This window comes from Cupriavidus sp. KB_39 (assembly GCF_052114485.1).
Lineage (GTDB): Bacteria > Pseudomonadota > Gammaproteobacteria > Burkholderiales > Burkholderiaceae > Cupriavidus.
Map to the genome: position 1 here is coordinate 16,551 of NZ_JBFREV010000025.1, position 25,901 is coordinate 42,451.

Annotated in this window: 18 protein-coding genes; 10 read left to right on the forward strand and 8 right to left on the reverse strand. The window is 68.5% G+C overall.

The window, feature by feature from the left end; translation table 11 throughout:
* Positions 1-18: 18 nt before the first annotated feature.
* Positions 19-1,164, reverse strand: a complete 1,146-nt coding sequence (locus AB4Z27_RS18720; RefSeq protein ID WP_441645009.1) for a helix-turn-helix transcriptional regulator — start codon at positions 1,162-1,164, stop codon at positions 19-21.
* Between the two features lie 122 nt (positions 1,165-1,286).
* A complete protein-coding gene (locus AB4Z27_RS18725) occupies positions 1,287-2,393 on the reverse strand; it encodes a helix-turn-helix transcriptional regulator (protein ID WP_092292043.1) in 1,107 nt (368 codons plus the stop codon).
* A gap of 437 nt (positions 2,394-2,830) precedes the next feature.
* On the opposite strand from AB4Z27_RS18725, the gene AB4Z27_RS18730 reads away from it, so the two are divergent.
* From AB4Z27_RS18730 to AB4Z27_RS18760, 7 genes are all read left to right on the forward strand, one after another.
* Positions 2,831-4,027: a phosphoglycerate kinase gene (locus tag AB4Z27_RS18730; protein ID WP_441645010.1), complete on the forward strand. Its 1,197-nt coding sequence runs from the start codon at positions 2,831-2,833 to the stop codon at positions 4,025-4,027.
* Positions 4,028-4,106: 79 nt separating this feature from the next.
* The gene (pyk, locus tag AB4Z27_RS18735) at positions 4,107-5,543 is read left to right on the forward strand and encodes a pyruvate kinase (RefSeq protein WP_092292047.1); all 1,437 of its coding nucleotides are present in this window, start codon (positions 4,107-4,109) and stop codon (positions 5,541-5,543) included.
* Between the two features lie 123 nt (positions 5,544-5,666).
* Positions 5,667-6,731, forward strand: a complete 1,065-nt coding sequence (fba, locus tag AB4Z27_RS18740) for a class II fructose-bisphosphate aldolase (RefSeq protein WP_092292049.1) — start codon at positions 5,667-5,669, stop codon at positions 6,729-6,731.
* A 79-nt stretch (positions 6,732-6,810) separates the two neighbouring features.
* Positions 6,811-7,719 (forward strand): phosphoribosylaminoimidazolesuccinocarboxamide synthase, encoded by a 909-nt coding sequence (locus tag AB4Z27_RS18745; RefSeq protein ID WP_441591767.1) that lies wholly within the window; start codon positions 6,811-6,813, stop codon positions 7,717-7,719.
* A gap of 21 nt (positions 7,720-7,740) precedes the next feature.
* Entirely contained in the window at positions 7,741-8,238 is a 498-nt protein-coding gene (gene purE / locus AB4Z27_RS18750) for a 5-(carboxyamino)imidazole ribonucleotide mutase (RefSeq protein WP_092292053.1), read from the forward strand.
* Between the two features lie 49 nt (positions 8,239-8,287).
* A complete protein-coding gene (locus AB4Z27_RS18755) occupies positions 8,288-9,532 on the forward strand; it encodes a 5-(carboxyamino)imidazole ribonucleotide synthase (protein ID WP_092292055.1) in 1,245 nt (414 codons plus the stop codon).
* Between the two features lie 9 nt (positions 9,533-9,541).
* Entirely contained in the window at positions 9,542-10,531 is a 990-nt protein-coding gene (locus AB4Z27_RS18760) for an L-threonylcarbamoyladenylate synthase (protein ID WP_092292057.1), read from the forward strand.
* 380 nt (positions 10,532-10,911) lie between these two features.
* Here the strand turns inward: AB4Z27_RS18760 and dacB are convergent, their stop codons facing one another.
* On the reverse strand, positions 10,912-12,486 hold the full coding sequence (gene dacB, locus AB4Z27_RS18765; RefSeq protein ID WP_441591770.1) for a D-alanyl-D-alanine carboxypeptidase/D-alanyl-D-alanine endopeptidase: 1,575 nt from the start codon (positions 12,484-12,486) through the stop codon (positions 10,912-10,914).
* A 101-nt stretch (positions 12,487-12,587) separates the two neighbouring features.
* The gene (locus AB4Z27_RS18770; RefSeq protein WP_441591771.1) at positions 12,588-13,034 is read right to left on the reverse strand and encodes a PACE efflux transporter; all 447 of its coding nucleotides are present in this window, start codon (positions 13,032-13,034) and stop codon (positions 12,588-12,590) included.
* A gap of 137 nt (positions 13,035-13,171) precedes the next feature.
* On the opposite strand from AB4Z27_RS18770, the gene AB4Z27_RS18775 reads away from it, so the two are divergent.
* Positions 13,172-14,083 (forward strand): LysR family transcriptional regulator, encoded by a 912-nt coding sequence (locus AB4Z27_RS18775; RefSeq protein ID WP_441645011.1) that lies wholly within the window; start codon positions 13,172-13,174, stop codon positions 14,081-14,083.
* On the opposite strand, the gene AB4Z27_RS18780 is transcribed toward AB4Z27_RS18775, so the two are convergent.
* Genes AB4Z27_RS18780 through AB4Z27_RS18795 form a run of 4 tightly spaced genes read right to left on the reverse strand, consistent with a single transcriptional unit; the run spans position 14,084 to position 23,597 of the window.
* A complete protein-coding gene (locus AB4Z27_RS18780) occupies positions 14,084-15,577 on the reverse strand; it encodes an efflux transporter outer membrane subunit (RefSeq protein ID WP_441591773.1) in 1,494 nt (497 codons plus the stop codon).
* A 5-nt stretch (positions 15,578-15,582) separates the two neighbouring features.
* Positions 15,583-18,897, reverse strand: coding sequence for an efflux RND transporter permease subunit (locus AB4Z27_RS18785; RefSeq protein WP_092298009.1), 3,315 nt, complete (start codon positions 18,895-18,897; stop codon positions 15,583-15,585).
* The gene (locus AB4Z27_RS18790; RefSeq protein WP_441645012.1) at positions 18,897-22,079 is read right to left on the reverse strand and encodes an MdtB/MuxB family multidrug efflux RND transporter permease subunit; all 3,183 of its coding nucleotides are present in this window, start codon (positions 22,077-22,079) and stop codon (positions 18,897-18,899) included. Before AB4Z27_RS18790 ends, AB4Z27_RS18785 begins: the two co-directional genes overlap by 1 nt.
* A gap of 24 nt (positions 22,080-22,103) precedes the next feature.
* Positions 22,104-23,597 carry an MdtA/MuxA family multidrug efflux RND transporter periplasmic adaptor subunit gene (locus tag AB4Z27_RS18795; protein WP_441645013.1) on the reverse strand — a complete coding sequence of 498 codons (1,494 nt, stop codon included), beginning with the start codon at positions 23,595-23,597 and terminating at the stop codon, positions 22,104-22,106.
* Between the two features lie 285 nt (positions 23,598-23,882).
* Here AB4Z27_RS18795 and AB4Z27_RS18800 point away from each other — a divergent pair, with 285 nt between their 5' ends.
* Both AB4Z27_RS18800 and AB4Z27_RS18805 read left to right on the forward strand, forming a co-directional pair.
* Positions 23,883-24,617, forward strand: coding sequence for a response regulator (locus AB4Z27_RS18800; RefSeq protein WP_092298018.1), 735 nt, complete (start codon positions 23,883-23,885; stop codon positions 24,615-24,617).
* On the forward strand, positions 24,614-25,894 hold the full coding sequence (locus AB4Z27_RS18805; protein ID WP_092298022.1) for an ATP-binding protein: 1,281 nt from the start codon (positions 24,614-24,616) through the stop codon (positions 25,892-25,894). Before AB4Z27_RS18800 ends, AB4Z27_RS18805 begins: the two co-directional genes overlap by 4 nt.
* The last annotated feature ends 7 nt before the right edge of the window (positions 25,895-25,901 follow it).

Here is a 25,901-nt window from a genome sequence, read left to right on the forward strand (position 1 = left end):
TCTGATCCCCACTGTTAACTAATAGCGCGATGGCTCGGTCAGCATCGTGCTGAGCCGGGTCAGCAGATGCGCCAGCTGCGCCTGCGTGCTGGTGCGGGTCTTGTTGAAGATCGACTTGACCTGCGTGCGGCTGGTTTCGCGCTTGATGCCGAGCTGCGCGCACGCGTCCGGCAGGCCAACGCCCTGCGTCAGCAGCGCGGCCAGCCGCGTTTCCGCCGGCGTGAGGCCGAAGAGGTCGCGCAGGATGGCCGGCATGGCGCGCGGCGTGCCATAGCGTTCGTGGATGGCGGCCAGCACGGTGTGGGTCTCCATGCCSGGCAGGCTCTGCGCCATCGGCGCCAGCGCCAGCGTCACGATCTGCGCGGTGCGGCCATCCGGCCCGGCGGCCTGGATGGCCTGCGCGGCCTGCAGGGTGTCCGGCGCGGCCACGGCGCGAAGCACCTCGGGAAACGGGCGCGAGAACTGCCAGAAGGCGCTGTCCGTCGGCGCGCTGGCGCGCGGCCCGAAGAAGGCGGCCGGCATCAGGCGCCGCACCCACGGCTCGCCGGACTGGTTGGCGAACAGCGGCTTGCCGGCCAGATCGAACACCACCACCCCGAAGGGCAGCCGGTTCAGCATGTCTTCCGACAATCGCCCCCGCGTGGCCAGCTCCTGCATGCGCTCGCGCAGGCCGAGGGCATCGCGCAGGTGCGGAATCACCCAGTCCAGCGCCAGGGCATCCGCTTCCGCGTAGACATTGGCGTCGAGCGGCCGTTGCAGCGACAGGTAGATCTCGTAGGTGGGATGCCGCTCGATGAGGCACGACATGACCGACGCGATATTGAGGTCGCGCAGGAACTCGCCATAGAACGGGCTGGCACGCATGACCTGCTCGCCCACGTCGCGATGGTCGATATACCAGTCGCCCACGCCAAGGCGCTCGGCGAACGGCCGGCTCGGGTCGAACTGGTAGTAGTGGGAGGTGTAGGCCTCCATGGCGTCCGGCTTGTAGTCGACGGCGTGGGTCACCACCACGCGGTCCAGCGCCCGGTTGCGCACGATCAGCGACGCCTGCGAACTGCCGCTCGCGCCACACAGGGCGACCAGGCTCCGCTGCCAGGCGCCCGTTTCGAAAACACCTTGGTAGAGACTTCGAATGGTCTCGTGCATTTGTCCGTCGTTCATGCCTTGGGGTCCGGCGTGGCGCGCGAAGGTATGCCCGGTTCCGGTGAGGCGGGCGCGCGTCAAGACTTCGCATGCCTGCCGCGGGGGCGCGACAGGGGCAAGGGGCGATGCAGGGGAGGGCGCTAGCCGCCCTCGAGCGTGGTGGCGAGCCGGGTCAGCATCTGCGTGAGGCGGGCCTGGCTGCCGCAGCCCGTCTTCAGGAAGATGGACTTGAGCTGTGTGCGCGCGGTCTCGTGGCGGATGCGCATCTGTCGGCTCGCCTCGGGTAGTCCTTCGCCGCAGGCCAGCCGCGTGGCCAGCCGCGTCTCGGCCGGCGTGAGCGCGTACAGGTCGCGCAGCACGGTATCGAGCAGCACGGATGGGGCGCCGGCCTCGTGCACCACCACCAGCGCGGCGGGTTGCTGCCAGGAGGCGGCGAGGATGTGGGAGGGCGGCAAGGGCAGGACCAGCACCTCGGCCATGGCGCCGGTCTTGTCGGTGGCGCGCGCGGCCTGCGCGGCTTGCGGCTGGTGGGGATGGCAGGCGGCCTGGACCATCTCGGCAAAACCGCGCGAGAGGCGCCAGTCGCCGGTCTTGCCAGTGGGGTCGAGCCGGCGCGCCCAGCGCTCGCCGGCGGTATTGGCCAGCAGCAGGTGGCGGTCCGGCGTGTAGACGGCCACGGCGAAGGCGAGCCGCTCCAGCAGCCGCGCGGACACCGACGCCAGCGTGGACAGCCCCATGGTGCGTTCGCGCAGGGCGATGGCGCTGCGCATATGCGGCACCACCCAGTCGAGCGCACGGGTGTCCTCGCCCGAGAAGGCGTCCTGGCTCAACGCGCGCTGCATCGAGAAATACACTTCGTAGTGGGGCTGTCGTTCCACCAGGCAGGCCACGTAGGAGCGCAGGTCGAAACGGTTGAAGAAGTCGCAGTAGAACGGATGCCGCGCCATGGCCTGCGGGCCGAGGTCGCGTGCATCGATATACCAGGCGCCGGGCACCAGCCGGGGGGCGAAGATCTTGGCTGGATCGATGGCCTGGTACTCGTTCTCGTACGCAGTGAACAGTTCCGGCACCGGATTGACGATCTCGTTGACGGTGACCTGGTCGCGCACGGTGTCCCACACCATCATCGACGCATGTGCGCTACCCGCCATATCGGTCAGCGCGCACAGGCTCTTGTGCCACGCGCCGGGGTCCAGAATGCCTTCGTAAAGCCCACGGATTGCCCCGTGCATGCTTGCTTGGTCCATCGGATCTACCCCTGCATTCACGACAATGGACCATCCGGCCGCCGGTGCCCTCGAAACGGGGCGGGTCGGGTGGGATGGCTTTTTGTTATTGCCGGTCGATGCCGGCTCGCTGGCTGCAACTGATGATGCGATGTACCAAATATGCGACCTTTGCGATGCGTGTCTGGCGGTGCATACGTTTAGTACATTAGGGCGTACATTACCCCAACCGGGGCAGCCCGCCAGAGATACCTGTACCCTTCTTTCGAGGGGGTTTGCAGTGAAGTCCGATGCGCTCCTGGCACTTTCGCCCACGGGGTGGGTATTAGTGATGTGAGCGTCATTTCGAGGGGCAATCGCATAAAACCGTGACGGCGATCAGGTAAAATGCCGGTTTCCCCGATTTCCAACGCGGCCGCGTGCTGTTGGCGTACCGCCCAGTCCCGTTTCTACTCGCCATGACCTCTGTCCTGCGTCTCACCGATCTCATCTCCCAAGGCAATCTCTCCGGCAAGCGCGTGTTTATCCGCGCCGATCTGAACGTGCCACAGGACGATGCCGGCAAGATCACGGAAGACACCCGCATCCGTGCGTCGGTGCCGGCCATCGAGGCCTGCCTGAAGGCCGGCGCGGCCGTGATGGTGACGTCCCACCTGGGCCGCCCGACCGAGGGTGAATTCAAGCCCGAGGACTCGCTGGCCCCGATCGCCGAACGCCTGTCCGAACTGCTCGGCAAGCCCGTGCGGCTGGTGCAGAACTGGGTCGATGGCGTGGACGTGGCGCCCGGCCAGGTGGTGCTGCTCGAGAACTGCCGCGTSAACAAGGGCGAGAAGAAGAACAGCGAYGAACTGGCCCAGAAGATGGCCAAGCTGTGCGAYGTCTACGTCAACGACGCCTTCGGCACCGCGCACCGCGCCGAGGCCACCACGCACGGCATCGCCAAGTACGCACAMTTGGCCTGCGCCGGCCCGCTGCTGGCGGCCGAGATCGACGCGCTGGGCCGCGCGCTGGGCCAGCCGGCCCGCCCGCTGGTCGCCATCGTGGCCGGCTCCAAGGTTTCCACCAAGCTGACCATCCTCAAGTCCCTGGCGGACAAGGTGGACCAGCTGATCGTCGGCGGCGGCATCGCCAACACCTTCATGCTGGCCGCCGGCCTGAAGATCGGCAAGTCGCTGGCCGAGCACGACCTGGTTGGCGACGCCCAGGCCATCATCGACATCATGGCCCGCCGTGGCGCCTCGGTGCCGATTCCGGTGGACGTGGTCTGCGCCAAGGAATTCAGCGCCACGGCCGCCGCCACGGTCAAGGACGTCAAGGACGTGACCGACGACGACATGATCCTCGACATCGGCCCCAAGACCGCCGCCCAGCTGGCGGACCAGCTCCAGGCCGCCGGCACCATCGTCTGGAACGGCCCGGTGGGCGTGTTCGAGTTCGACCAGTTCGGCAACGGCACCAAGGTGCTGGCCGAGGCCATCGCCAATTCCAAGGGTTTCTCGATYGCGGGYGGCGGTGACACGCTGGCCGCCATCGCCAAGTACCACATCGCCGACCGCGTGGGCTATATCTCCACCGGCGGCGGCGCCTTCCTGGAGTTCCTGGAAGGCAAGACGCTGCCCGCGCTGGAAGTGCTCCAGCAGCGCGCTGCGGCCTGATTTACCTGTCACCTGTTTTTGCCCGATCGTTCCCGAGCCGCCCCTGTCCGTACCAGTAGCCTTTGAGGAAACCGCCCGCATGACTCGTTCCACCAAGATCGTTGCCACCATCGGCCCGGCGTCCAGCACGCTGGACATGCTGACCCGCATGATTGCCGCCGGTGTCGACGTGGTGCGCCTGAACTTCTCCCACGGCACCGCGCAGGACCATATCGACCGCGCCGCGCTGGTGCGCGAGGCGGCGGCGGCCTGCCACCGCGAGGTGGCCATCATGGCCGACCTGCAGGGCCCCAAGATCCGCGTGGGGAAGTTCGAGAACGGCAAGGTCACGCTGAAGCCGGGCGATCCGTTCGTGCTGGACGCCACCTGCCCGCTGGGCAACCAGGAGCGCGTGGGGCTGGACTACCAGGACCTGCCGCGCGACGTGGGCCCCGGCGACGTGCTGCTGCTCAACGACGGCCTGATCGTGCTGGTGGTGGACCGCGTCATCGGCAGCGAGATCTTCACCACGGTGCGCGTGGGCGGCGATCTCTCGAACAACAAGGGCATCAACCGCCAGGGCGGCGGGCTCTCGGCGCCGGCGCTGACCGCCAAGGACATGGAGGACATCAAGACCGCCATGGCCCTCGGCGCGGACTACGTGGCCGTGAGCTTCCCCAAGAACGCCACCGACATGGAAATGGCGCGCCAGCTGGCCGCCGTGGCCGGCCAGCCGCATGGCCACAAGGCGCGCATGATCGCCAAGATCGAGCGGGCCGAGGCCATTCGCCCGGGCGTGCTGGAGGAAATCCTCCAGGCGTCCGACGGCATCATGGTGGCCCGGGGCGACCTGGCCGTGGAAGTGGGCAACGCGGCGGTGCCGGCGCTCCAGAAGCGCATGATCCGCCTCGCGCGGGAGGCCAACAAGCTGACCATCACCGCCACGCAGATGATGGAAAGCATGATCGTGAACCCGGTGCCGACCCGCGCCGAGGTGTCCGACGTGGCCAACGCGGTGCTGGACGGCACCGACGCGGTGATGACGTCGGCCGAAACCGCCGCCGGGCGCTTCCCGGTGGAGACCGTCGAGGCCATGGCCGCCATCTGCCTGGAGGCCGAGAAGTCCGAAGTGGTGCAGCTCGATACCGACTTCCTGAACCAGACCTTCTCGCGCATCGACCAGTCGATTGCCATGGGTGCGCTGTTCACCGCCTATCATTTGGGAGTGAAGGCCATCGCGGCGCTGACCGATTCCGGCGCCACCGCGCTGTGGATGAGCCGCCACCGGATTCACGTGCCGATCTACGCCATGACGCCGAACCTGGCCTCCCAGCGCAAGATGCAGCTCTACCGCAACGTGGTGCCGCTGCCGCTCCAGTCGAGCACGGACCGCGACGAGGCGCTGGAGCAGGCCGAGGAGCTGCTGCTGGCCCAGGGCGTGGTGCAGCGGGGCGATTTCATCGTGCTGACCATCGGCGAGCCCATGGGGCAGCCGGGCGGCACGAATACCCTCAAGATCGTGAGGGTGGGCAGTTAAGGTTTAGGAACAAGCGCGCGCGATGTGGCGCGCCGGACAGACGCGGCACCCTGGTGGTGCGAACCTGCCGGCCCGGACATCCCCGATAAGAACCCCCCAAAATTTTTCATTCAGGAGTTAGACATGCCACTCGTTTCCATGCGCCAGCTGCTGGACCACGCCGCCGAGAACAGCTACGGCCTGCCGGCCTTCAACGTGAACAACCTCGAACAGGTACAGGCCATCATGCAGGCCGCCGACGAGGTCAACGCCCCGGTGATCATGCAGGCATCGGCCGGCGCGCGTAAATACGCCGGCGAGCACTTCCTGCGCCACCTGATCGAAGCGGCCGTGGAAGCCTACCCGCACATCCCCGTGGTGATGCACCAGGATCACGGCCAGTCGCCGGCGATCTGCCAGGGCGCCATCGACCTCGGGTTCTCGTCGGTGATGATGGACGGCTCGCTGCGTGAAGACGGCAAGACCCCCGCCGAGTACGAGTACAACGTCGACGTGACCCGCAAGGTGGTGGCGCTGGCCCACGCCGTGGGCGTGACCGTGGAAGGCGAACTGGGCTGCCTGGGCTCGCTGGAAACCGGCGAAGCGGGCGAGGAAGACGGCATCGGCGCCGAAGGCGTGCTSGACCACTCGATGCTGCTGACGGACCCCGAGCAGGCTGCCGACTTCGTCAAGGCGACCCAGCTCGACGCGCTGGCCATCGCCATCGGCACCTCGCACGGCGCCTACAAGTTCACGCGCAAGCCCACGGGCGACATCCTGGCGATCAGCCGCATCAAGGAAATCCACGCGCGCATCCCCAACACCCACCTGGTGATGCACGGTTCGTCGTCGGTACCCCAGGAACTGCTGGAAGAGATCCGCAAGTTCGGCGGCGACATGAAGGAAACCTACGGCGTGCCCGTCGAGGAAATCCAGGAAGCGATCAAGTTCGGCGTGCGCAAGATCAACATCGACACCGACATCCGCCTGGCCATGACCGGCGCAATCCGTCGCTTCTTTGCCGAGAACCCGACCAAGTTCGACCCGCGCGAGTACCTGAAGCCGGCCCGCGAAGCCGCCAAGCTGGTCTGCAAGGACCGCTACGTGGCGTTTGGCTGCGAAGGCCAGGCCAGCAAGATCAAGCCGGTCGGCCTGATCGACATCGCCTCGGCGTACAAGACGGGCAAGCTCGCCCAGGTTGTGCAGTAATCCTGTCGTAACGGCGTCGTCCCCCGCAAACGGGGGCGACGCTTTTTTTGTTTGGCTCTCCCGCCGGCCCAGACCCACCATGTCCCAAGCTCTCTATCAGTCCTCCATCCAGTCCCTGCCGCTGCTCGGCCATGGCAAGGTCCGTGACAACTACGCCGTTGGCGACGACAAGCTGCTGATCGTCACGACCGACCGCCTCTCGGCGTTCGACGTCATCCTGGGCGAGCCGATTCCCGCCAAGGGCCGCGTGCTGAACCAGATGGCCAATTTCTGGTTCCGCAAGCTGGCGCACATCGTGCCGAACCACGAGACCGGCATCAGCGCCGAGAGCGTGGTGGCGCCCGAGGAAGTGGCGCAGGTGCAGGGCCGGGCCGTGGTGGTCAAGCGGCTGAAGCCGATCCTGGTGGAAGCCGTGGTGCGCGGCTACCTGGCCGGCAGCGGCTGGAAGGACTACCAGGCGACGGGCAAGGTGTGCGGCATCGAGCTGCCGGCCGGCCTGCAGAACGCGCAGAAGCTGCCCGAGCCGATCTTCACGCCGGCCGCCAAGGCCGAGATGGGCGAGCACGACGAGAACATCTCGTTCGCCGAGGTCGAGGAGCGGATCGGCAAGGATCTGGCTGCCCAGATGCGCGACATCTCGATCCGCCTGTACAAGGAAGCGGCCGACTTCGCCGCCACGCGCGGCATCATCATCGCCGATACCAAGTTCGAGTTCGGCCTGGACGACAACGGCACGCTGACCCTGATGGACGAGGTGCTGACCGCCGATTCGTCGCGCTTCTGGCCGGCCGATTCGTACCAGGTGGGCACCAACCCGCCGTCGTTCGACAAGCAGTTCGTGCGCGACTGGCTCGAAGCCGTGCGCATCGACGGCAAGCCGTGGCCCAAGACCGCCCCGGCGCCGAAGCTGCCCGAGGACGTGGTGCAGAAGACCGCCGACAAGTACCGTGAGGCGTTGACCCGCCTGACCGGCGAAGCACTCGCCTAACCGCATTAGGAAGGACAGATCGTGAGCAACGCAGCAAAGCCGGTGGTCGGCGTGGTGATGGGCAGCAGTTCCGACTGGGACGTGATGCAGCACGCGGTGGCCATGCTCAAGGATTTCGGTGTGGCGTTCGAGGCACAAGTGGTCTCCGCCCACCGCATGGCCGACGACATGTTCCGCTACGCCGAGTCGGCGCGCGGCCGGGGCATCCGGGCGATCATCGCCGGCGCCGGCGGTGCCGCCCACCTGCCGGGCATGATCGCCGCCAAGACCATCGTCCCGGTGTTCGGCGTGCCCGTGCCGTCGAAGTACCTGCGCGGCGAGGACTCGCTGCTCTCCATCGTGCAGATGCCCAAGGGCGTGCCGGTGGCCACCTTCGCCATTGGCGAAGCCGGCGCGGCCAACGCGGCGCTGCACGCCATCGCCACGCTGGCCACCACCGACGACGCGCTGGCCAGCGCGCTCGAGGCGTTCCGCGCGAAGCAGACCGAGGCCGCGCGCGCCATGACGCTGCCGGCCTGAGCCCCAGTCCCTCTCTCTATCTATAAGTAAGCCGCCGGAACCGATCCGCATGCCGACCGATATCCATCCCTACCTGTCCGAAGCCCACACGCCGGAGTCGCGCGCCGAGTTCGGCGTGGACAACCCGACCGCGCCGATCCTGCCCGGCGCCTGGCTCGGCATGCTCGGCGGCGGCCAGCTCGGCCGCATGTTCACCCATGCGGCGCAGTCCATGGGCTACCGCGTCTGCGTGCTGGACCCGGACCAGGACAGCCCGGCCGGTGCCGTGGCGGACCGGCATATCTGCGCGGTCTATACCGACGAAGCGGCGCTGGCCGAGATGGGCCAGCTCTGCGAAGCGGTGAGTACCGAGTTCGAGAACGTGCCGTCGCTGTCGCTGGACCGCCTGGAGCAACTGGGCGCGTTCGTGGCGCCGCGCGGCTACTGTGTGTCGATTGCCCAGAACCGCATCGGCGAGAAGAAGTTCTTTGCCTCGTGCGCCGAGCGCACCGGCGTGCCGCCGGCCCCGCACTGGGTGATCCAGCACGATGCCGATGTCGACCAGATTCCGGACAACGTGCTGCCGGGCATCCTCAAGACCGCGCGCATGGGCTACGACGGCAAGGGCCAGGCCCGCGTGAAGACGCGCGAGGACGTGCGCGCCGCGTGGCGCGCCATGCAGCACGTGCCGTGCGTGCTGGAGCAGATGCTGCCGCTGGCCTACGAGGTGTCCGTGCTGGCCGCCCGCGCCGCCGACGGCAGCACCGCCACCTGGCCGCTGGCCGAGAACGTCCATCGGGACGGCATCCTGTTCTCGACCACCATGCCTTCGTCGAGCGTGTCCGACGACATCGCCAACCGCGCCCGCGCCGCCGCCGCCACCGTGACGACGGAGATGGGCTACGTCGGCGTGCTCTGCATCGAATTCTTCGTGCTGACCGATGGCACGCTGGTCGCCAACGAGATGGCGCCGCGCCCGCACAACTCGGGCCACATCACCATGGACGCCTGCGAGACCAGCCAGTTCGAGCAGCAGGTGCGCGCCATGGCCCGCCTGCCGCTGGGCAGCACGCGCCAGCATTCGGCCGGCAAGATGCTGAACCTGCTGGGCGATGTCTGGTTCGAGTTCGGCCTGGAGCGCACGCCGGCCTGGGACGAGGTCGTCGGCCAGCCGGGCGCCAAGCTGCACCTGTACGGCAAGAACGACGCGCGGCCGTCGCGCAAGATGGGCCATGTGAACTGCGTGGGCGAGCAGGCCGCTGCCGCCGAGGCGGCGTTCAACGCCGCCGCGCAGGCGCTCCATATCCCGGTCTGAGGGTTGCCGATGTCTTCACGCATGCCCACGGCGGCCGAACTGGATGAGGCCGTCCGCCTGCTCGAGGCCGGCCAGCTCGTCGCCTTYCCGACGGAAACCGTCTAYGGGCTSGGCGCCGATGCCGAGAACCCCGAAGCCGTGGCGCGCATCTTCGCCGCCAAGGGCCGGCCGTCGAACCATCCGGTGATCGTCCACGTGGTGGATGGCGCCGATGTGGGCTACTGGGCTGCGGAGGTGCCGGAAGCGGCACAAAARCTGATCGAYGCCTTCTGGCCCGGTCCGCTGACGATCATTCTCAAGCGCGCCGCCCATATTCCGGCGGCGGTGGCGGGCGGGCAGGACAGCCTCGGGCTGCGCTGCCCCTCGCACCCGGTGGCGCAGGCGCTGCTGTCGCGCTTCCGGCGCGGCCGGGGCGGCATTGCGGCGCCTTCGGCCAACAAGTTCGGGCAGGTCAGCCCGACCACAGCCGAGCATGTGCGGGACGAGTTCGARGGCACGGTCTACGTGCTGGAGGGCGATGGGGTGGATATCGGCATTGAATCGTCGATCGTCGATCTGTCGCGCATCGACGAGGTCGGGCCGGTGCTGCTGCGCCCCGGCGCGATCACGGCGGCGATGATGGCCGACGTGCTCGGCACGATGCCGCTGGCCCCCGACGCCGCCGCGCCGCGCGCCTCGGGCACGCTCAAGGCTCACTAYGCACCGCGCACGCCGCTGACGCTGGCTTCGCCSGATCAACTGCCGCGCTACCTGGCGGCGCTGCCGGGCGATGGCCGGCTCGCCTGGGTCGGCGCCACGCAGGTCAGCAACGACCCGCGCTGCGTGTTCGTGCCMGCMCCSGCCACGCCGGACGCCTATGCCCAGGCGCTCTACGGCCTGCTGCGCAAGCTCGACAAGGAAGGTTTCAGCCGGCTCGTGTTCGAGCCAGTCCCCGACGCCCACGACTGGGACGGGGTACGCGACCGCCTCGGGCGGGCCGCGGCGGCGTTCGAGGCATAGCCAGCGCCTACCCTCTCCCCCGGCCCCTCTCCCGCAAGCGGGCGAGGGGAGCAAACCGAGGGCTTTCGATCTTCCCCCTGTGTYCTCCCCTCTCCCTCCGGGAGAGGGGCGGGGGAGAGGGCGGGCGCATCAATGCGYCACGACCCTGTTCAAGGCGCCCCGCGAAACACCCATTCTGGGACGGGGTACGCGACCGCCTCGGGCGGGCCGCGGCGGCGTTCGAGGCATAGCCAGCGCCTACCCTCTCCCCCGGCCCCTCTCCCGCAAGCGGGCGAGGGGGAGCAAACCGAGGGCTTTCGATCTTCCCCCTGTGTTCTCCCCTCTCCCTCCGGGAGAGGGGCGGGGGAGAGGGCGGGCGCATCAATGCGTCACGACCCTGTTCAAGGCGCCCCGCGAAACACCCATTCCATCAACGCATCGTGCGCTGCCTGCGCGCCGGAGGCGTTCGGGTGGTTGATGTACGCCACCACCACGTAGCGGCCGCCGTTCGTCGCATCGACATAGCCGGCCAGCGCCCGCACATCGGCCAGCGTGCCGGTCTTCAGGTAGGCGTTGCCCGCCGCGTGGGCGCGCGTGAGCCGGTTGCGCAGCGTGCCGTCCACGCCGAGGATGGGCAGGGAATCGACCAGCGTATAGCCGACGTCGCTGGCCAGTGCCTGCTGGAGCAGCCGGGCCATGTCATAGGCGCTGATGCGCTCCTCGCGCGACAGTCCCGAGCCGTTGTCGAGCACCAGCCCCGGCATGTCCAGCCCCTGGCGTGTCAGCCAGCGGCGGATCACCTGCGCGGAACGCGCCGTGCTGGCCGGGCCGCTGCGGTCCATCTCCGCGCCAATCGTCAGGAACAGCTGGCGCGCCATCACGTTGTTCGAGAACTTGTTGATGTCGCGCACCACGTCGCCGAGCGGCTGGCCGTAGTGGCGCGACAGCAGGAACGCGCCACGCGGCACCGCGCCGCTGCGCAGCCCCGGCGTGTGGGCGAAGCGGCCACCGGCCGCCTGCCATTCGGCCACGAAGCCGCCCCAGATGAAATCGCTGTGCGACAGCGTGGCGAGGTTGACCACGTGCTCGCCGCAGTCGCTCGAATAGGTGCCGTCGAACGAGGCCACCACGGTGCCATCCGGCTGCGGGGTGATGTTGGGCGTGGCGCGCGAGCGCCAGTCGCCGCAGCGGCCGTTGGTCAGCGTCAGGCGGTTCTCCACGCGCAACTGCGCCAGCGCGGGCGTGACCGCCACGTCCACGGTGCGGCCGGCGGCGTCCGGGGTGATCGTGAATGACAGGGTCTTGAAGGCGTACAGCAGCGCGTCCGGATTGACGTTGTAGGCGCGCTGGGACTCGCCGTCGATCGTATAAGTGCCTTCGGAGGCATCGGCGAAGAAGCTGCGGTCGAGTACCACGTCGCCGTCAATGGTGGTGGCGCCCGCGTTGCGCGCCGAAGCCACCAGCTTGGCCATCTCCTCGGGCACCAGCTTGGGATCGCCGCGCCCGCGCAGGTAGACGTTGCCCCGGATGGTGCCGTCGGCAGCGGGTTCGCTATCGGCGTAGAGCGAGGTCAGCCAGCGGTAGTCCGGCCCCAGCAGCTGCAGGCCGGCGAAGGTGGTCACCACCTTCATGGTCGAGGCCGGGTTCATCGGCGTCTCGGCGTTCCAGCTCACGCGGGCCTGCGGCGCGCCGACCTTGACCACGTAGAAGCTGGCGGCGGAGAGCGGCACGTTGGCCCGGCGCAGCGCGGCCGTGACCGATGCCGGCAGCCCGGTGCGGGCGGCGGCCAGATCGACGGTGTCGGCGCTCGCGCGGCGGACCGTGGCGGATTTCGATGCAGTGGCTTTGACGGCCTGCGCCGCCTTGGCGGGTTTGGCCTGGGCTCCGGCGATGCCGGTGGAGAGCAGGGCGACGGCGGCGATGGCGGCCGTCAGCGGGAGACGAAGCAGGGCGGGACGATTTGGCATGGCGAGCATGTTAACGCATGCCCGCCATCGGCTGGATGACGTAAAACAGCCGCTTCACGTGCCAGTTCRCCCGTGAAGTCGGCTTGGCGTCTCAGCGACGCTCGGATCTATCAGGGGCAGTCGGCGGCGCAGTCGCGCGGCGTGGCGTTCGGGATCGGAAAGATCGCATCGTAGGCCCAGTTGTAGATCAGCGCGTAGACCATGTAGAAGCCGGCCACGGCGATGTCCATGATGAAGGCATCGACCAGACTGATGTCGAGATACCACGCCACGGACGGCAGGAAGACCAGCAGCAACCCGCCCTCGAACAGGATGGCGTGGAGCACGCGGATGGCTGGCGTCTTCCGCAGCTGCCCACGGAAGCGCAGCATCGCCTTGTCGAACATCAGGTTGTAGACGTAGTTCCAGACCGCGGCGATCAGCGACGCCACGGCGCCAATCAGGCCCATCTGGTGCAGGGCGTAGCCGAACACCAAACTGGCCAGCGGCGCGAAGGCCAGCAGGCCGATCAGCTCGAAGCCGACGGTATGGCGGATGCGGTCTCCGGTGGTGCGCATGACAGGAACTCCTTGGGATCGATGGGGGCCATTCTATCGGCAGGACAACTTAGGACAAGTTGGATACCATCGGCAAAACAGATGGATCGCTGCCGGTGGGGCGTCGATTCCGTGTCGATGTGATGAAAGGAGTACCCATGAGCCTGTCCCTGGACCAGCTGCAAGCCTTTGWAGCCGCCGCGGAGAGTGGATCGTTCTCGGGCGCGGCGCGCAAGCTCGGCAAGGCGCAGTCGGTGATCAGCGCGGCGGTGGCCAATCTGGAGATCGACCTCGGCAATGCGCTGTTCGACCGCACCGCGCGCTACCCGGTGCTGACGCCGGCTGGCGAGCGCCTGCTGGTGGAGGCGCGCGTGATCCTGGAGCGCTGCGAGCATTTCCGGGGCGTGGCGATGAGCCTGGGCGAGGGCGTGGAGTCGCGCCTGACGCTGGCCGTGGACGAGCTGTACCCCGAGGAAGTGCTTGGCGTGCTGCTGGACGAGTTCTCGCAACGCTTTCCCGCCGTGGAGCTGGAGCTGCTGTTCCCGCTGATGGAGGACGTCAGCCGGCTGGTGATGAGCCAGTGCGCGGACCTCGGCATCATGTGGCGGCAGGAAGTGCTGCCGCCCGAACTGGCCTTCCACGCGCTGGGCTGGGTGCCGATGCCGGTGATCTGCGCGCCCGACCATCCGCTGGCCGCCCATGCGCAGGTCGATTTCGAGGAATTGAAGCGCCACCGCCAACTGATGGTGGCCACGCGCAGCGACAGCGAGGAGAAGAAGCGGTTGCGCGTGGCGGCCGAGGTCTGGTGGGTGGAGAGCCAGTGGGTGATCGTCGAACTGGTCAAGCGGCGGCTGGGCTGGGCCTTCGTGCCGTGGCACATCGCCGCCAGTTCGCCGGCGGCGGCCACGCTGGTATCGCCCCGGCTGGCCTTCCAGGACCAGGACTGGCCGGTGGCGATGGAGCTGGTCTGGCACAAGCAGCGCCCGCTCGGCAAGGCCGCCACCTGGCTGCGCGAGCGCGTGCGGCAGCAGCCCTTGCCGCTCGCGCCGGCGCGGTACCAGCAGCGTTGATTACTGGGGCGCGGGTTGCGGGGTCGGTTGCGCGGCAGGCTGCGGCGCCTGCGCCGTGTCCGTCCCCTCCGCRTGCCAGCCGCCGCCCAACGCGGCGATCAGCGTGACGGCCGCCGTGTACTGGCGGCCCGTGATCGACAGCGCCGTGCGTTCGGCCGTGTAGGCGGCGGTTTGCGCGGTCAGCACATCGAGCAGCCCGGCCGTGCCGGCCTTGTAGCGATTGTTGACCAGCGCCAGCGCCTCGCGCGCGGAACGCAGCGCGTCGTTCTGCACGGTGGCTTCCTGCCCCAGCAGCCGCGCGGCGGCGAGGTTGTCTTCCACCTCCTGGAACGCGCCCAGCACGGTCTGGCGATAGTTGGCCACGGTCTGGTCATACGCCGCCACGGCCTGCGCCTTGGCCGCGCCGCGCAGGCCACCATCGAACACAGTGCCGGCCAGCCCGGCGCCGACGGACCACACGCGGTCCGGCAAGGACAGCCAGCGCGCCAGCGTGCCCGCCGTCAGCCCGCCCGTGGCCGACAGCGACAGGGTGGGGTAGTACGCCGCCTGCGCCACGCCGATATCGGCATTGGCCGAGGCCATGCGCCGCTCCGCCGCCGCGATGTCAGGCCGGCGCTCCAGCAGCGTCGATGGCACAGCCACCGGCACGTTGGGAATGGCGTCGTCCACCTCGACCACGGCCATGGTCAGGTCTGCCGGCGGCTTGCCGACCAGCACCGCGATGGCGTGTTCCAGTTGCGCGCGCGTGATCTGGATGTCGATCTGCTGCGCCTGCGCACTCTTCAACTGGGTTTCCGACTGCAACACGTCCGAACGCTGCGCCGTGCCGGCCTGGTACTGGTTGCGCACCAGCAGCAGCGACTTCTCGTAGTCGGCCACGGTGCGGTCGAGCAGCGCGCGCTGTGAATCCGCAATGCGCAGCAGGAAGTAGCTCTGCGCCAGCGTGGCCTGCGTGGAGAGCAGCGTGGCGGCCAGATCGGCCTGGCTGGCCTGCGCGCCGGCCTGGGCGCTCTCCACCTGACGGCGGATGCGGCCCCAGACGTCGATCTCCCAACTGGCGGATAGCGTGGCGTTCTGGCCGTTGGTGATRCGGCCGCCGGTGCTGCTGGCGCCGCGCGAGAGGCCGGCGGACGCACCGATCACCGGGAAGAAGCCCGCGCGCGCGGCCTGCAGCGAGGCGGTGGCCTGCCGGTACTGCGCCTCGGCCGCCTTGATGTTCTGGTTCGAGATCTGCACCTGCGCCATCAGGTCGTCGAGCGCCGGGTCGCCGAACACGCGCCACCAGTCGGTGCGCGCCGTGGCGTCCTGCGGCTCGGCGGTCTTCCAGTCGCCGGTCCAGCCCGGCATGGCCTCGCTGGCCTCCTTGAATGCCTTGGGGACGGGCGCATCGGGGCGCTGGTAGTCGGGGCCGACGGCGCAGCCGGCCAGGACCATGCAGGCCAGGGCGATGGCGGAGGCGCCGGGCAGCGAAAGGGGGCGGTTCATCTTCATCATGGAGGTCAGGATTCCAGCCGCGGCGCGGCGTCCGGGCGTTGGCCGTGGCGCTGGCGGCGGGCGCGCCATGCCTGCACGCGCAGGCGCCAGCGGTCGAGCGTGAGGTAGACCACGGGCGTGGTGTAGAGCGTCAGCAACTGGCTCACCACAAGGCCGCCGACAATCGAGATGCCGAGCGGCGCGCGCAGCTCGGCGCCGTCRCCCCGGCCGATGGCCAGCGGCACCGCGCCCAGCAGCGCGGCCATGGTCGTCATCAGGATCGGCCGGAAGCGCAGCAGACAGGCGCGATAGATCGCCTCGCGCGGGCTCATGCCCTCATTGCGCTCGGCGTCGATGGCGAAGTCGATCATCATGATCGCGTTCTTCTTGACGATGCCGATCAGCAGGATCACGCCGATCAGCGCGATGATGCTGAATTCGGTCTTGAACAGCAGCAGCGCCAGCAGCGCGCCCACCCCGGCCGAGGGCAGCGTGGACAGGATGGTCAGCGGGTGCACGTAGCTCTCGTACAGGATGCCGAGCACGATGTAGATGGTGATCAGCGCGGCCAGGATCAGGTAGGGCTGGCTCTTGAGCGAGTCCTGGAACGCCTTGGCGCCGCCCTGGAAGTTGGCCTGGAGCGTCTCCGGGGCGCCGATCTTGGCCARCGCCTGGCGGATGGCGTCGGTGGCCTCCGACAGCGAGAACCCTTCGGCCAGGTTGAACGAGATCGTGGAGGCGGCGAACTGGCCCTGGTGGTTCACGCCGAGCGGCGTGCTGGTCGGCGTGACGCGCGCGAAGGCCGAGAGCGGCACCCGCCGGCCGTTACCGGTGACCACGTAGATGTCCTGCAGCGCATGCGGCCCCTGCAGGTACTCCGGGCTCAGYTCCATCACCACGCGGTACTGGTTCAGCGGGTGGTAGATCGTGGAGACCAGCCGCTGGCCGAAGGCGTCGTTGAGCACCGCATCCACCTGCTGGGCGGTGACGCCGAGCTTGGAGGCGGTGTCCCGGTCGATGATCACCGAGGTCTGCAGGCCCTTGTCGTTGGTATCGGTATCCACATCCTCGATCCCCTTGATGTTCGAGATCGCCGCGCGCACCTTGGGCTCCCAGGTGCGCAGCGTCTCCAGGTCGTCGGACTGGAGCGTGAACTGGTACTGCGAACTGCTCTGGCGCCCACCCACGCGGATGTCCTGCACCGATTGCAGGTAGAGGTTGGCGCCGGGCTCCCTGGCCAGCTTCAGGCGCAGCCGGGCGATGATGGCGTCGGCGGACTCCTTGCGCTCGTTCAGCGGCTTCAGCGTCACGAACATCTGCCCCGTGTTGCGTTGCGAGCCGCCGGTGAAGCCGGTGACGTTGACCACGGCCGGATCGGACTGGACGATCTTGATGAAGTTGTCGAGCTTGCCGCGCATGGCCTGGAACGAGGTGGCCTGGTCAGCGCGGATGAAGCCGATCAGCCGGCCGGTGTCCTGCTGCGGGAAGAAGCCCTTCGGCACGACCACGTAGAGCCAGACGTTCAGCGCCATGGTGGCCAGCAGGATCACCCAGACCAGCTTGCCGTGCCGCAGCGCGAAGTCCAGCGAACGCGCGTAGCGGTCGTGCATCCAGTTGAACACGCGCTCGCTGGCCCGGTAGAAGCGGCCCTGGCTGGCCTTGTGCTCGTCCACGGGGCGCAGCAGCCGCGCGCACATCATCGGCGTGGTGGTCAGCGACACGACCAGCGAGACCAGGATGGCCACCGACAGCGTGATGGCGAACTCCTGGAACAGCCGGCCCACGATGCCGCCCATCATCAGCAGCGGGATGAACACGGCGATCAGCGACAGGCTCATCGACAACACCGTGAAGCCCACCTCGCGCGCCCCGCGCAGGGCGGCCGCGCGCGGCTTCATGCCATTCTCGATATGGCGCGAGATGTTCTCCAGCACCACGATGGCGTCATCGACCACGAAGCCGGTGGCAATCGTCAGCGCCATCAGCGACAGGTTGTTGAGCGAGAACCCGCACAGGTACATCACGGCGAACGTGCCGACCAGCGACACCGGCACGGCCACGCTCGGGATCAGCGTGGCGCGCACGTTGCGCAGGAACAGGAACACCACCATGATCACCAGCGCCACCGAGATCATCAGCGTGTGCTCCACCTCGCGCAGGGAGGCGCGGATGGTGGGCGTGCGGTCCATCATCACGTCCATCGAGATGCTGGCCGGGATCATCTTGCGCAGCTGCGGCAGCATCTCGTTGACGCGGTCCACGGTCTCGATGATGTTGGCGCCGGGCGAGCGGTTCAGCACCAGCAGCACCGACGGCTTGCCGTTGGCCGAGCCGGCATTGCGGATGTCCTGCACCGAATCCACCACGCTGGCCACGTCCTGGAGCCGGATCGGCACCGCGAAGGCGTTGGGGCCGGCGGCGGCGCTGTTGCCGCCCGTGGCGCCCGAGCTGACGGTGGTGGTGCCGCTGCTGGTGGTGATGGTGGTAGTGGTGATCCCGTTGACGGTCTTGGTGCTCACCCCGCCGCCGGCCGTGGCGTTGGCCGTGCTGGCAATCAGCGCGCCGGCCGAGGCGGACGAATACGTGCCCGGCGTGGCGTAGCGCACGATCAGCGGCATGTAGTCCTTGGCCGTCATCGCCTGGTCGTTGGCGTAGACCTGCCAGTTGTTGACGTTGTTCTCGAGCACGCCGAGCGGGCGGTTGGCGTTGGTGGCCGAGATCGTGTTGCGCACGTCTTCCAGCGAGATGCCGTACTTGTTCAGCGCCGTGGGGTTCAGCTCCACCCGCACCGCCGGCAGCGAGGCGCCGCCAATCGTCACCTGGCCCACGCCCTCCACCTGCGACAGTTTCTGGGAGAGGATGGTCGAGGCGGCGTCGTAGAGCTGGCCGCGCGTCATGGTGGGCGAGGTCAGCCCGATGATCATGATCGGCGCGTCGGCCGGGTTGACCTTGCGATAGGTCGGATTGTTCGGCAGGCTGGTCGGCAGCGTCCCGCGTGAGGCGTTGATGGCCGCCTGCACGTCCCGCGCGGCGCCGTCGATGTCACGCGAGAGGTCGAACTGCAGCGTCACCCGCGTGGAGCCCAGCGAGCTGCTGGAGGTGATCTCGGTCACCCCAGCGATGGTGCCCAGCGCGCGCTCCAGTGGCGTGGCCACGGTGGCCGCCATGGTCTCGGGGCTGGCGCCGGGCAGCGACGCCGAGACCGAGATGGTCGGGAAGTCCACCTGCGGCAGCGGCGAGACCGGCAGCAGCCGGAACGCCGCGAGGCCCGCCAGCAGGATGCCGATGGTCAGCAGCGCGGTGGCAACCGGGCGTTGGATGAAGGCGGCCGACAGGTTCATCAGGCGTGCGGCTCCTGCGGGTTCGCGTTCGGATTCGGGTTCGGGCGGGGACGATGGGCGTCCTCGTTGTCGCCACCGTCGCCACCGTCGTCGGGATCGCCGAAGCGGCGTTTGCGCCACCCCTTGAGCCGCATCGCCACGCTGTCGAATGCCAGGTAGATCACCGGCGTGGTGAACAGCGTCAGCACCTGGCTGACCAGCAGGCCGCCGACCATCGTCACGCCCAGCGGCCGGCGCAGCTCGGAGCCGATGCCCGTGCCCAGCATCATCGGCAGGGCGGCCAGCAGGGCGGCCATGGTCGTCATCAGGATCGGGCGGAAGCGCAGCAGGCAGGCCTGGAAGATGGCGTCGCGCGGCGCCATGCCGCCCTCACGCTCGGCCTCGAGCGCGAAGTCGATCATCATGATGGCGTTCTTCTTGACGATGCCGATCAGCAGGATGATGCCGATGATCGCGATGATGCCGATGTCCTGCCCCGAGACCAGCAGCGCCAGCAGCGCCCCCACGCCGGCCGAGGGCAGCGTGGACAGGATGGTCACCGGGTGGATCGTGCTCTCGTAGAGCACGCCCAGCACGATGTACATCGTGATCACGGCGGCCAGGATCAGCCACAGCGTGTTGGAGAGCGAGGCGCGGAAGGCCAGCGCGGCGCCCTGGAACTCGGTGACCATCGAGATCGGCAGGTTCAGCTCCTTCTCGATCTGCGTGATCTTGTCCACGGCGGCGCCCAGGGACTCGCCCGGGGCCAGGTTGAACGAGACCGTCGCGGCCGGGAACTGGCCCTGATGGTTGATCACCAACTGGCCGGTGCGCTCGCTGATGCGGGCGATGGCGCCCAGCGGCACCTGCCCGCCCGACGACGACGGCAGGCGCAGCTCGGCCAGCGACTGCGGGCTGGTGCGGAACTGCGGCATGGTCTCCAGCACCACGCGGTACTGGCTGGACTGCGTGAAGATGGTCGACACCAGCCGCTGGCCGAAGGCGCTGTAGAGTGCGCTGTCGATCACGGCCGTGGTGATGCCGAACCGCGCGGCGGCGTCCCGGTCGATGTCCACATAGGCGCGCAGGCCGTTGTTCTGCTGGTCGCTCGCCACGTCGCGCAGTTCGGGTTCCTGACGCAGGCGCTCCACCAGCTTGGGCACCCATTCGGCCAGCGTGGCCGGGTCCGGGTCTTCCACGGTGAACTGGTACTGCGTGCGCGAGACGCGGTCCTCGATGGTCAGGTCCTGCACCGGCTGGGTGTAGAGCGAGACGCCGCCCAGCTGCTGCACGGCGTCCTGGAGCCGCTGCGTGACCACCGCCATGCTGTCCCGGTCGGCCTTGGGCTTGAGGTTGATCAGCATGCGCCCGGCGTTGAGCGTGGTGTTGGTGCCATCCACGCCGATGAACGACGAGACGCTGGCCACCGCCGGGTCCTGCAGGATCACCTTCTGCACGGCCTCCTGCTTGCGGCCCATCGCCGCGAACGAGGTGGTCTGCGAGGCCTCGGTGATGGCCTGGATCACGCCGGTGTCCTGCACCGGGAAGAAGCCCTTCGGCACCAGCATATAGAGCAGGCCGGTCAGCACCAGCGTGCCCACGGCCACCACCAGCGTGGCGGTCTGGCGGTCCAGCACCCACTCCAGCGCCTGGCCGTAGCGGTGGATCACGTTGTCGAAGAAGCGGCCCGTGGCACGATGGAAGCGCGGCAGTTCCTCCTCGGGCACGTGGCGCAGCAGGCGCGCGCACATCATCGGCGTCAGCGTCAGCGACACCACGGCCGAGATCAGGATCGACACCGCCAGCGTGATGGCGAACTCGCGGAACAGCCGGCCGACCACATCGCCCATGAACAGCAGCGGGATCAGCACGGCCACCAGCGAGAAGGTCAGCGAGATGATGGTGAAGCCGATCTGCTTGGAGCCCTTGAGCGCCGCAGCCATCGGGGAATCGCCTTCCTCGATGTAGCGCATGATGTTCTCGATCATCACGATGGCGTCATCCACCACGAAGCCGGTGGCGATGGTCAGCGCCATCAGCGTCAGGTTGTTGATCGAGAAGCCGGCCATGTACATCACGCCGAAGGTGCCGACCAGCGAGAGCGGCACCGCCACGCCCGGGATGATGGTGGCCGGGATGTTGCGCAGGAAGACGAAGATCACCATCACCACCAGCGCGATGGCCAGCAGCAGCTCGAACTGCACATCCTTGACCGAGGCGCGGATGGTGGTGGTGCGGTCGGTCAGCAACTGCACGTGCACCGAGGCCGGCAGCGCCGCCTGCAGCTGCGGCAGCAGCGTCTTGATGCGGTCCACCACCTCGATCACGTTGGCGCCGGGCTGGCGCTGGATGTTCAGCACGATGGCCGGCTTGCTGTTGGCCCAGGCGGCCAGCCGGCTGTTCTCGGGGCCGTCGACGATGTCGGCCACGTCGGTGATGCGGATCGGCGCGCCGTTCTGGTAGCCGATGATGATCTGGCGGTATTCGTCGGCGGAGCGGAGCTGGTCGTTGGCGTCGATGGTGGAGGCGCGCGCGGGGCCGTCGAAGCTGCCCTTGGCGCCGTTCACGTTGGCGCTGCCGATGGCGGTGCGCAGGTCGTCGATCGACATGCCCAGCGCGGCCAGCGCGGTGGGATTGGCCTGGATGCGCACGGCGGGGCGCTGCCCGCCGCTGATGGTGACCAGCCCCACGCCCTGGATCTGCGAGATCTTGGCGCCCACGCGGGTGTCCACCATGTCCTGCAGCTTGGGCAGGGGCAGGGTGTCCGAGGTCATCGCCAGCGTCATGATCGGCGCATCGGCCGGATTGACCTTGCTGTAGACCGGCGGCATGGGCAGGTCCGAGGGCAGCAGGTTGCCGCCCGCATTGATGGCGGCCTGCACCTGCTGCTCGGCCACGTCCAGCGACAGCGACAGCTCGAACTGCAGCGTGATGACCGACGCGCCGCCAGAGGACGACGACGACATCTGCTTGAGCCCCGGCATCTGGCCGAACTGGCGCTCCAGCGGCGCCGTGACCGAGGAGGTCATGACGTCCGGGCTGGCGCCCGGGTAGAGCGTGGTGACCTGGATGGTCGGGTAATCCACCTCCGGCAGCGCGGACAGCGGCAGCAGCCGGTACGCCACCAGCCCGGACAGCAGGATGGCCAGCATCAGCAGTGCCGTGGCCACCGGCCGTTCGATAAAGATGCGTGAGGGATTCATGCCGTCTCGGGTGCGTCGCCGTGCTTACTGCTGCGGCCGTTGGCCGACGGTGCCGGTGGGGTTGGCCGGCGTGTTCGTGGTCGGGTTCGGATTGGTGTCGSCGTCMCGGGGGCGCCGGCGCTCGGCTGCGGCGCCGGAGGCGCCCATCGCCCCARCCGCTCCGGAGGCATCGCTGGCCCCGGCGTGCGGGCCGCTGGCACCGCCATGGCGCCGGCCACGCCCGCGCGGCGAACTGGCCGGCGTGGTGGCGGCGGCACGCGCGGCCGGGTCCACGGCTTCCACGATCATGCCTTCCTTGAGGCGGTCGGCGCCGTCCACGACCACGCGCTGGCCCGGCTCCAATCCTTTCATGACGGCGGTCTGGGCGCCATCGGTCGGCCCCAGCGTGACCACCTGCACCTTCACCTGGTTGTCATCGCCCACCACGTAGACGAAGGTGCCCTGCTGGCCGCGCTGGATGGCGGCCACCGGGATCACGGTGGCGTCCACCAGCGTGTCCACGCGCGTGCGCACGTTCACGAACTGGTTCGGGAACAGCATGCCGTCCGTGTTCGGGAAGATGGCCTTGAGCTTGACCGTGCCCGTGGTGGTGTCGATCTGGTTGTCGGTGGTCAGCAGCGTGCCTTCGCCAAGCTGGTTGCGCACCTGGCGGTCCCACGCCTGCACCGGCAGCTTCTCGCCGGCGTTGAGCTTCTTCAGCACGGCCGGCAGGTTGTCTTCGGGAATGGTGTAGAGCACGGCAATCGGCTGGATCTGGGTGATCAGCGCGATGCCGTTGGTGTCGCYGGTGCCGACGATGTTGCCCGGGTCCACCTGCCGCAGGCCGATGCGGCCCGAGTTGGGCGCCACGATCCTGGTATAGCCGAGCTGGATGCGGGCGTTATCCACATTGCCCTGGTCGGTCTTCACGGTGCCCTCGTACTGGCGCACCAGCGCGTCCTGGGTATCCACCTGCTGCTTGGAGATGGAGTCCTGCGCCAGCAGCGTCTTGTAGCGCTGCTGGTCCAGCCGGGCGTTCTGGAGCAGCGCCTGGTCCCGCGCGAGCTGGCCCACGGCCTGGTCGAGCGTGGCCTGGAACGGGCGCGGGTCGATCTCCGCCAGCACGTCGCCGGCCTTGACCATCTGGCCTTCCTTGAACAGCACCTTCAGCAGCGGGCCCGAGACCTGGGCGCGCACGGTGACATTGGTCACCGGCGTCACGTTGCCCAGGCCGTTGAGCACCACGTCCATGTCACGCCGGGCCACCGTGTTGACCACCACGGGCGAACGCGGTTGCGCGCCCGGGCCGCCCGGGCCCCCTGGGCCGCTGGCACCCATGCGGCGACCCGCGCCGGGGCCGCTGGCGCCGCCGGTGGCCGCGCCGGCCTCCTGCGCGGCCTGCCGGTGGCTGTGCCAGTACCAGCCGACGCCGGCCAGCACGACGATGACGGCCACGGCGATCCAGGTGCGGCGGCGGGCCGGGCCGGGGCGGCGCGGCGGGGAGGGCGGAAGAGATTGACCTTGTTCGGGGCTGGACATAGACCGGGAATCCTGGGGACGGCACGACGAAGGGCGTACCAACGGGCTTGCTCGGCATATCGGGGCAAATGACCCCATATGACGGCGAAGTTGCAGCAGTATGCCGCAGGCGGGCACGGCTGCGGTGCCATGGCCTGAAGGATAATGTGCCGCCGCCATCCCACCTGTTTCGTGGCGTCCCGCTTTTATTACATCGGATTACGATGGCGCCGGGTGTAACCTCCGGAAACAAAACGGTCGGGGTAAATCGCCATCTGGCGCTGCCGGCCTGACTATCATGTGGCTATGCGAACGAACCAGCCTACCCAGATCCTCGTCGTCGACGACGATCCCGAACTGCGCGACCTCCTGCGCGAGTACCTGACCAGCCAGGGCTTTGCCGTCTCGGTCCTGCACGATGGCGATGGCCTCCAGGCCCGCCTCGAGCGCGAGCGGCCGGCGCTGATCGTGCTCGACCTGATGATGCCGAAGGTGGACGGCCTGACCGCGCTGCGCAACCTGCGCGCCAAGAACGACGACATCCCGGTGATCCTGCTCACGGCGCGCAGCGACGAGATCGACCGCATCGTCGGGCTGGAGATCGGCGCCGACGACTACCTCGGCAAGCCGTTCTCGCCGCGCGAGCTGCTGGCGCGCATCAACGCGGTGCTGCGGCGCAAGCTGGCGCGCCCGGCCGCCGCGCCCGAGGACCGCGAATCGGTGGCGTTCGGCCCGTTCCGCGTCAATTTCCGGCTGCGCACGCTGTTGCGCAACGACCAGTCGGTGCAGATCAGCGATACCGAGTTCGCGCTGCTCAAGCTGCTGCTGTCCCACCCGCTGGAAGTGCTCTCGCGCGAACGCATCGTCGAGCTGATGTACGGCAGTGCCAGCGGCATCAGCGACCGCGGCATCGACGTGCAGATCTGGCGCCTGCGCCGCCTGCTCGACGAGGACGCSCAGCGTCCGCGCTATATCCAGACCGTACGGGGCCGGGGCTACACCTTCGTGCCTGACGAAGCCGAGGACAGCATTCCGCAATGAAGCTGAGGATCGACACCCTGTTCGGCCGCATGGCGCTGCTGATTGCGGCCGTGCTGTTCATCAGCCATTTCTCGTGGCTGGCCATCCTGCGCATGGACCGCCGGCAGCAGCAGATCGACTATTCGGTGGAGCAGATGATGTTCCAGCTGAAGAGTATCGAGCGCGCGCTGGACGCGAAGCCGCCGGTGGCGCTGCCGAGCCTGGTCGAGGTGGCCGATACCGCCGAGGCCGACGAGCATTCGGCCGATCCGGCGCCCGGCCGGCCGCGCCGGCTGGTGGAGCAGTTCGTGCGCCAGCTGCCCGCCGGCACGCAGATCCGCCTGGAGGACGAGACCACGCCGCGCCTCTGGATCAAGCTGCCCACGCGCGCGCAGTGGATCGCCATGCCGATTCTGTTCGTGCACAATCCGCCGCCCGACAACCGCATGGTGCCCGGCGTGGTGCTGGTGGTGGGGGTGGCGATCATCTTCGCGCTGCTGATTGCGTGGCAGATCCAGCGCCCGGTGCGCGACATGGCCGAGGCCGCCGAGCAGCTTTCCCGCCAGCATGCGGTCAAGCCGCTGCGCGAGCGCGGGCCGCATGAGCTGCGCCAGTTGATCGTGCGTTTCAATCGGATGGTGGCGGACCTCGCGCGCATCGACCAGGAGCGCAATACGATGCTGGCCGGCATCGCCCACGACCTGAAGACGCCGCTGGCGCGGCTGCGGCTGCGTGCCGAGATGCTGTCCGACCCCAAGGCGGCGGCCGGCGTSACCCGCGACGTGGACTCCATGGCGGCGATCGTCGAACAGTTCCTGAGCTTCGCCCAGAGCAGCGAGCCSACCGCCCGCCCGGTGCCGGTGGACAAGCGCATCGGCGAACTGGCGCTGTCGCTGCAGGAGCAGGACCGCACCGTGGTGCTGGAACTGGCCGCTGGCGAGGGCTTCCGGATGATCGCCACCCAGCTCGATCGCATCATCGGCAATCTTGTCGACAACGCCTATGCCTATGGCGCGCCGCCCGTCTGCGTGGCGACGGCACGGGGGCCGGACGGCTGGCGGCTGACGGTGGAAGATCAGGGACCCGGGATTCCGGAAGAGGCGATGGAGCGCGTGACGCTGCCATTCGTGCGGCTGGACCCGGCGCGTGGYGGCAATGCCCACTCGGGACTCGGCCTGGCCATCGTGGACCGCCTGGTGCGGCAGGGCGGCGGGCGGCTGATGCTGCTCAACCGGCCCGACGGCGGCCTGCGGGTGGAGATGGTGTTCCCGTTCGCGGCGCTGGCGCAGGCCGCGTAACGGTCAG

What these genes read in the sequence shown, in the direction of transcription:
- AB4Z27_RS18725 (WP_092292043.1), bottom strand. Translation starts at nt 2,393, where the DNA reads ATGGACCAAGCAAGCATGCACGGGGCAATCCGTGGGCTTTACGAAGGC.
- pyk (WP_092292047.1), top strand. Translation starts at nt 4,107, where the DNA reads ATGACTCGTTCCACCAAGATCGTTGCCACCATCGGCCCGGCGTCCAGC.
- AB4Z27_RS18745 (WP_441591767.1), top strand. Translation starts at nt 6,811, where the DNA reads ATGTCCCAAGCTCTCTATCAGTCCTCCATCCAGTCCCTGCCGCTGCTC.
- AB4Z27_RS18755 (WP_092292055.1), top strand. Translation starts at nt 8,288, where the DNA reads ATGCCGACCGATATCCATCCCTACCTGTCCGAAGCCCACACGCCGGAG.
- dacB (WP_441591770.1), bottom strand. Translation starts at nt 12,486, where the DNA reads ATGCTCGCCATGCCAAATCGTCCCGCCCTGCTTCGTCTCCCGCTGACG.
- AB4Z27_RS18770 (WP_441591771.1), bottom strand. Translation starts at nt 13,034, where the DNA reads ATGCGCACCACCGGAGACCGCATCCGCCATACCGTCGGCTTCGAGCTG.
- AB4Z27_RS18790 (WP_441645012.1), bottom strand. Translation starts at nt 22,079, where the DNA reads ATGAATCCCTCACGCATCTTTATCGAACGGCCGGTGGCCACGGCACTG.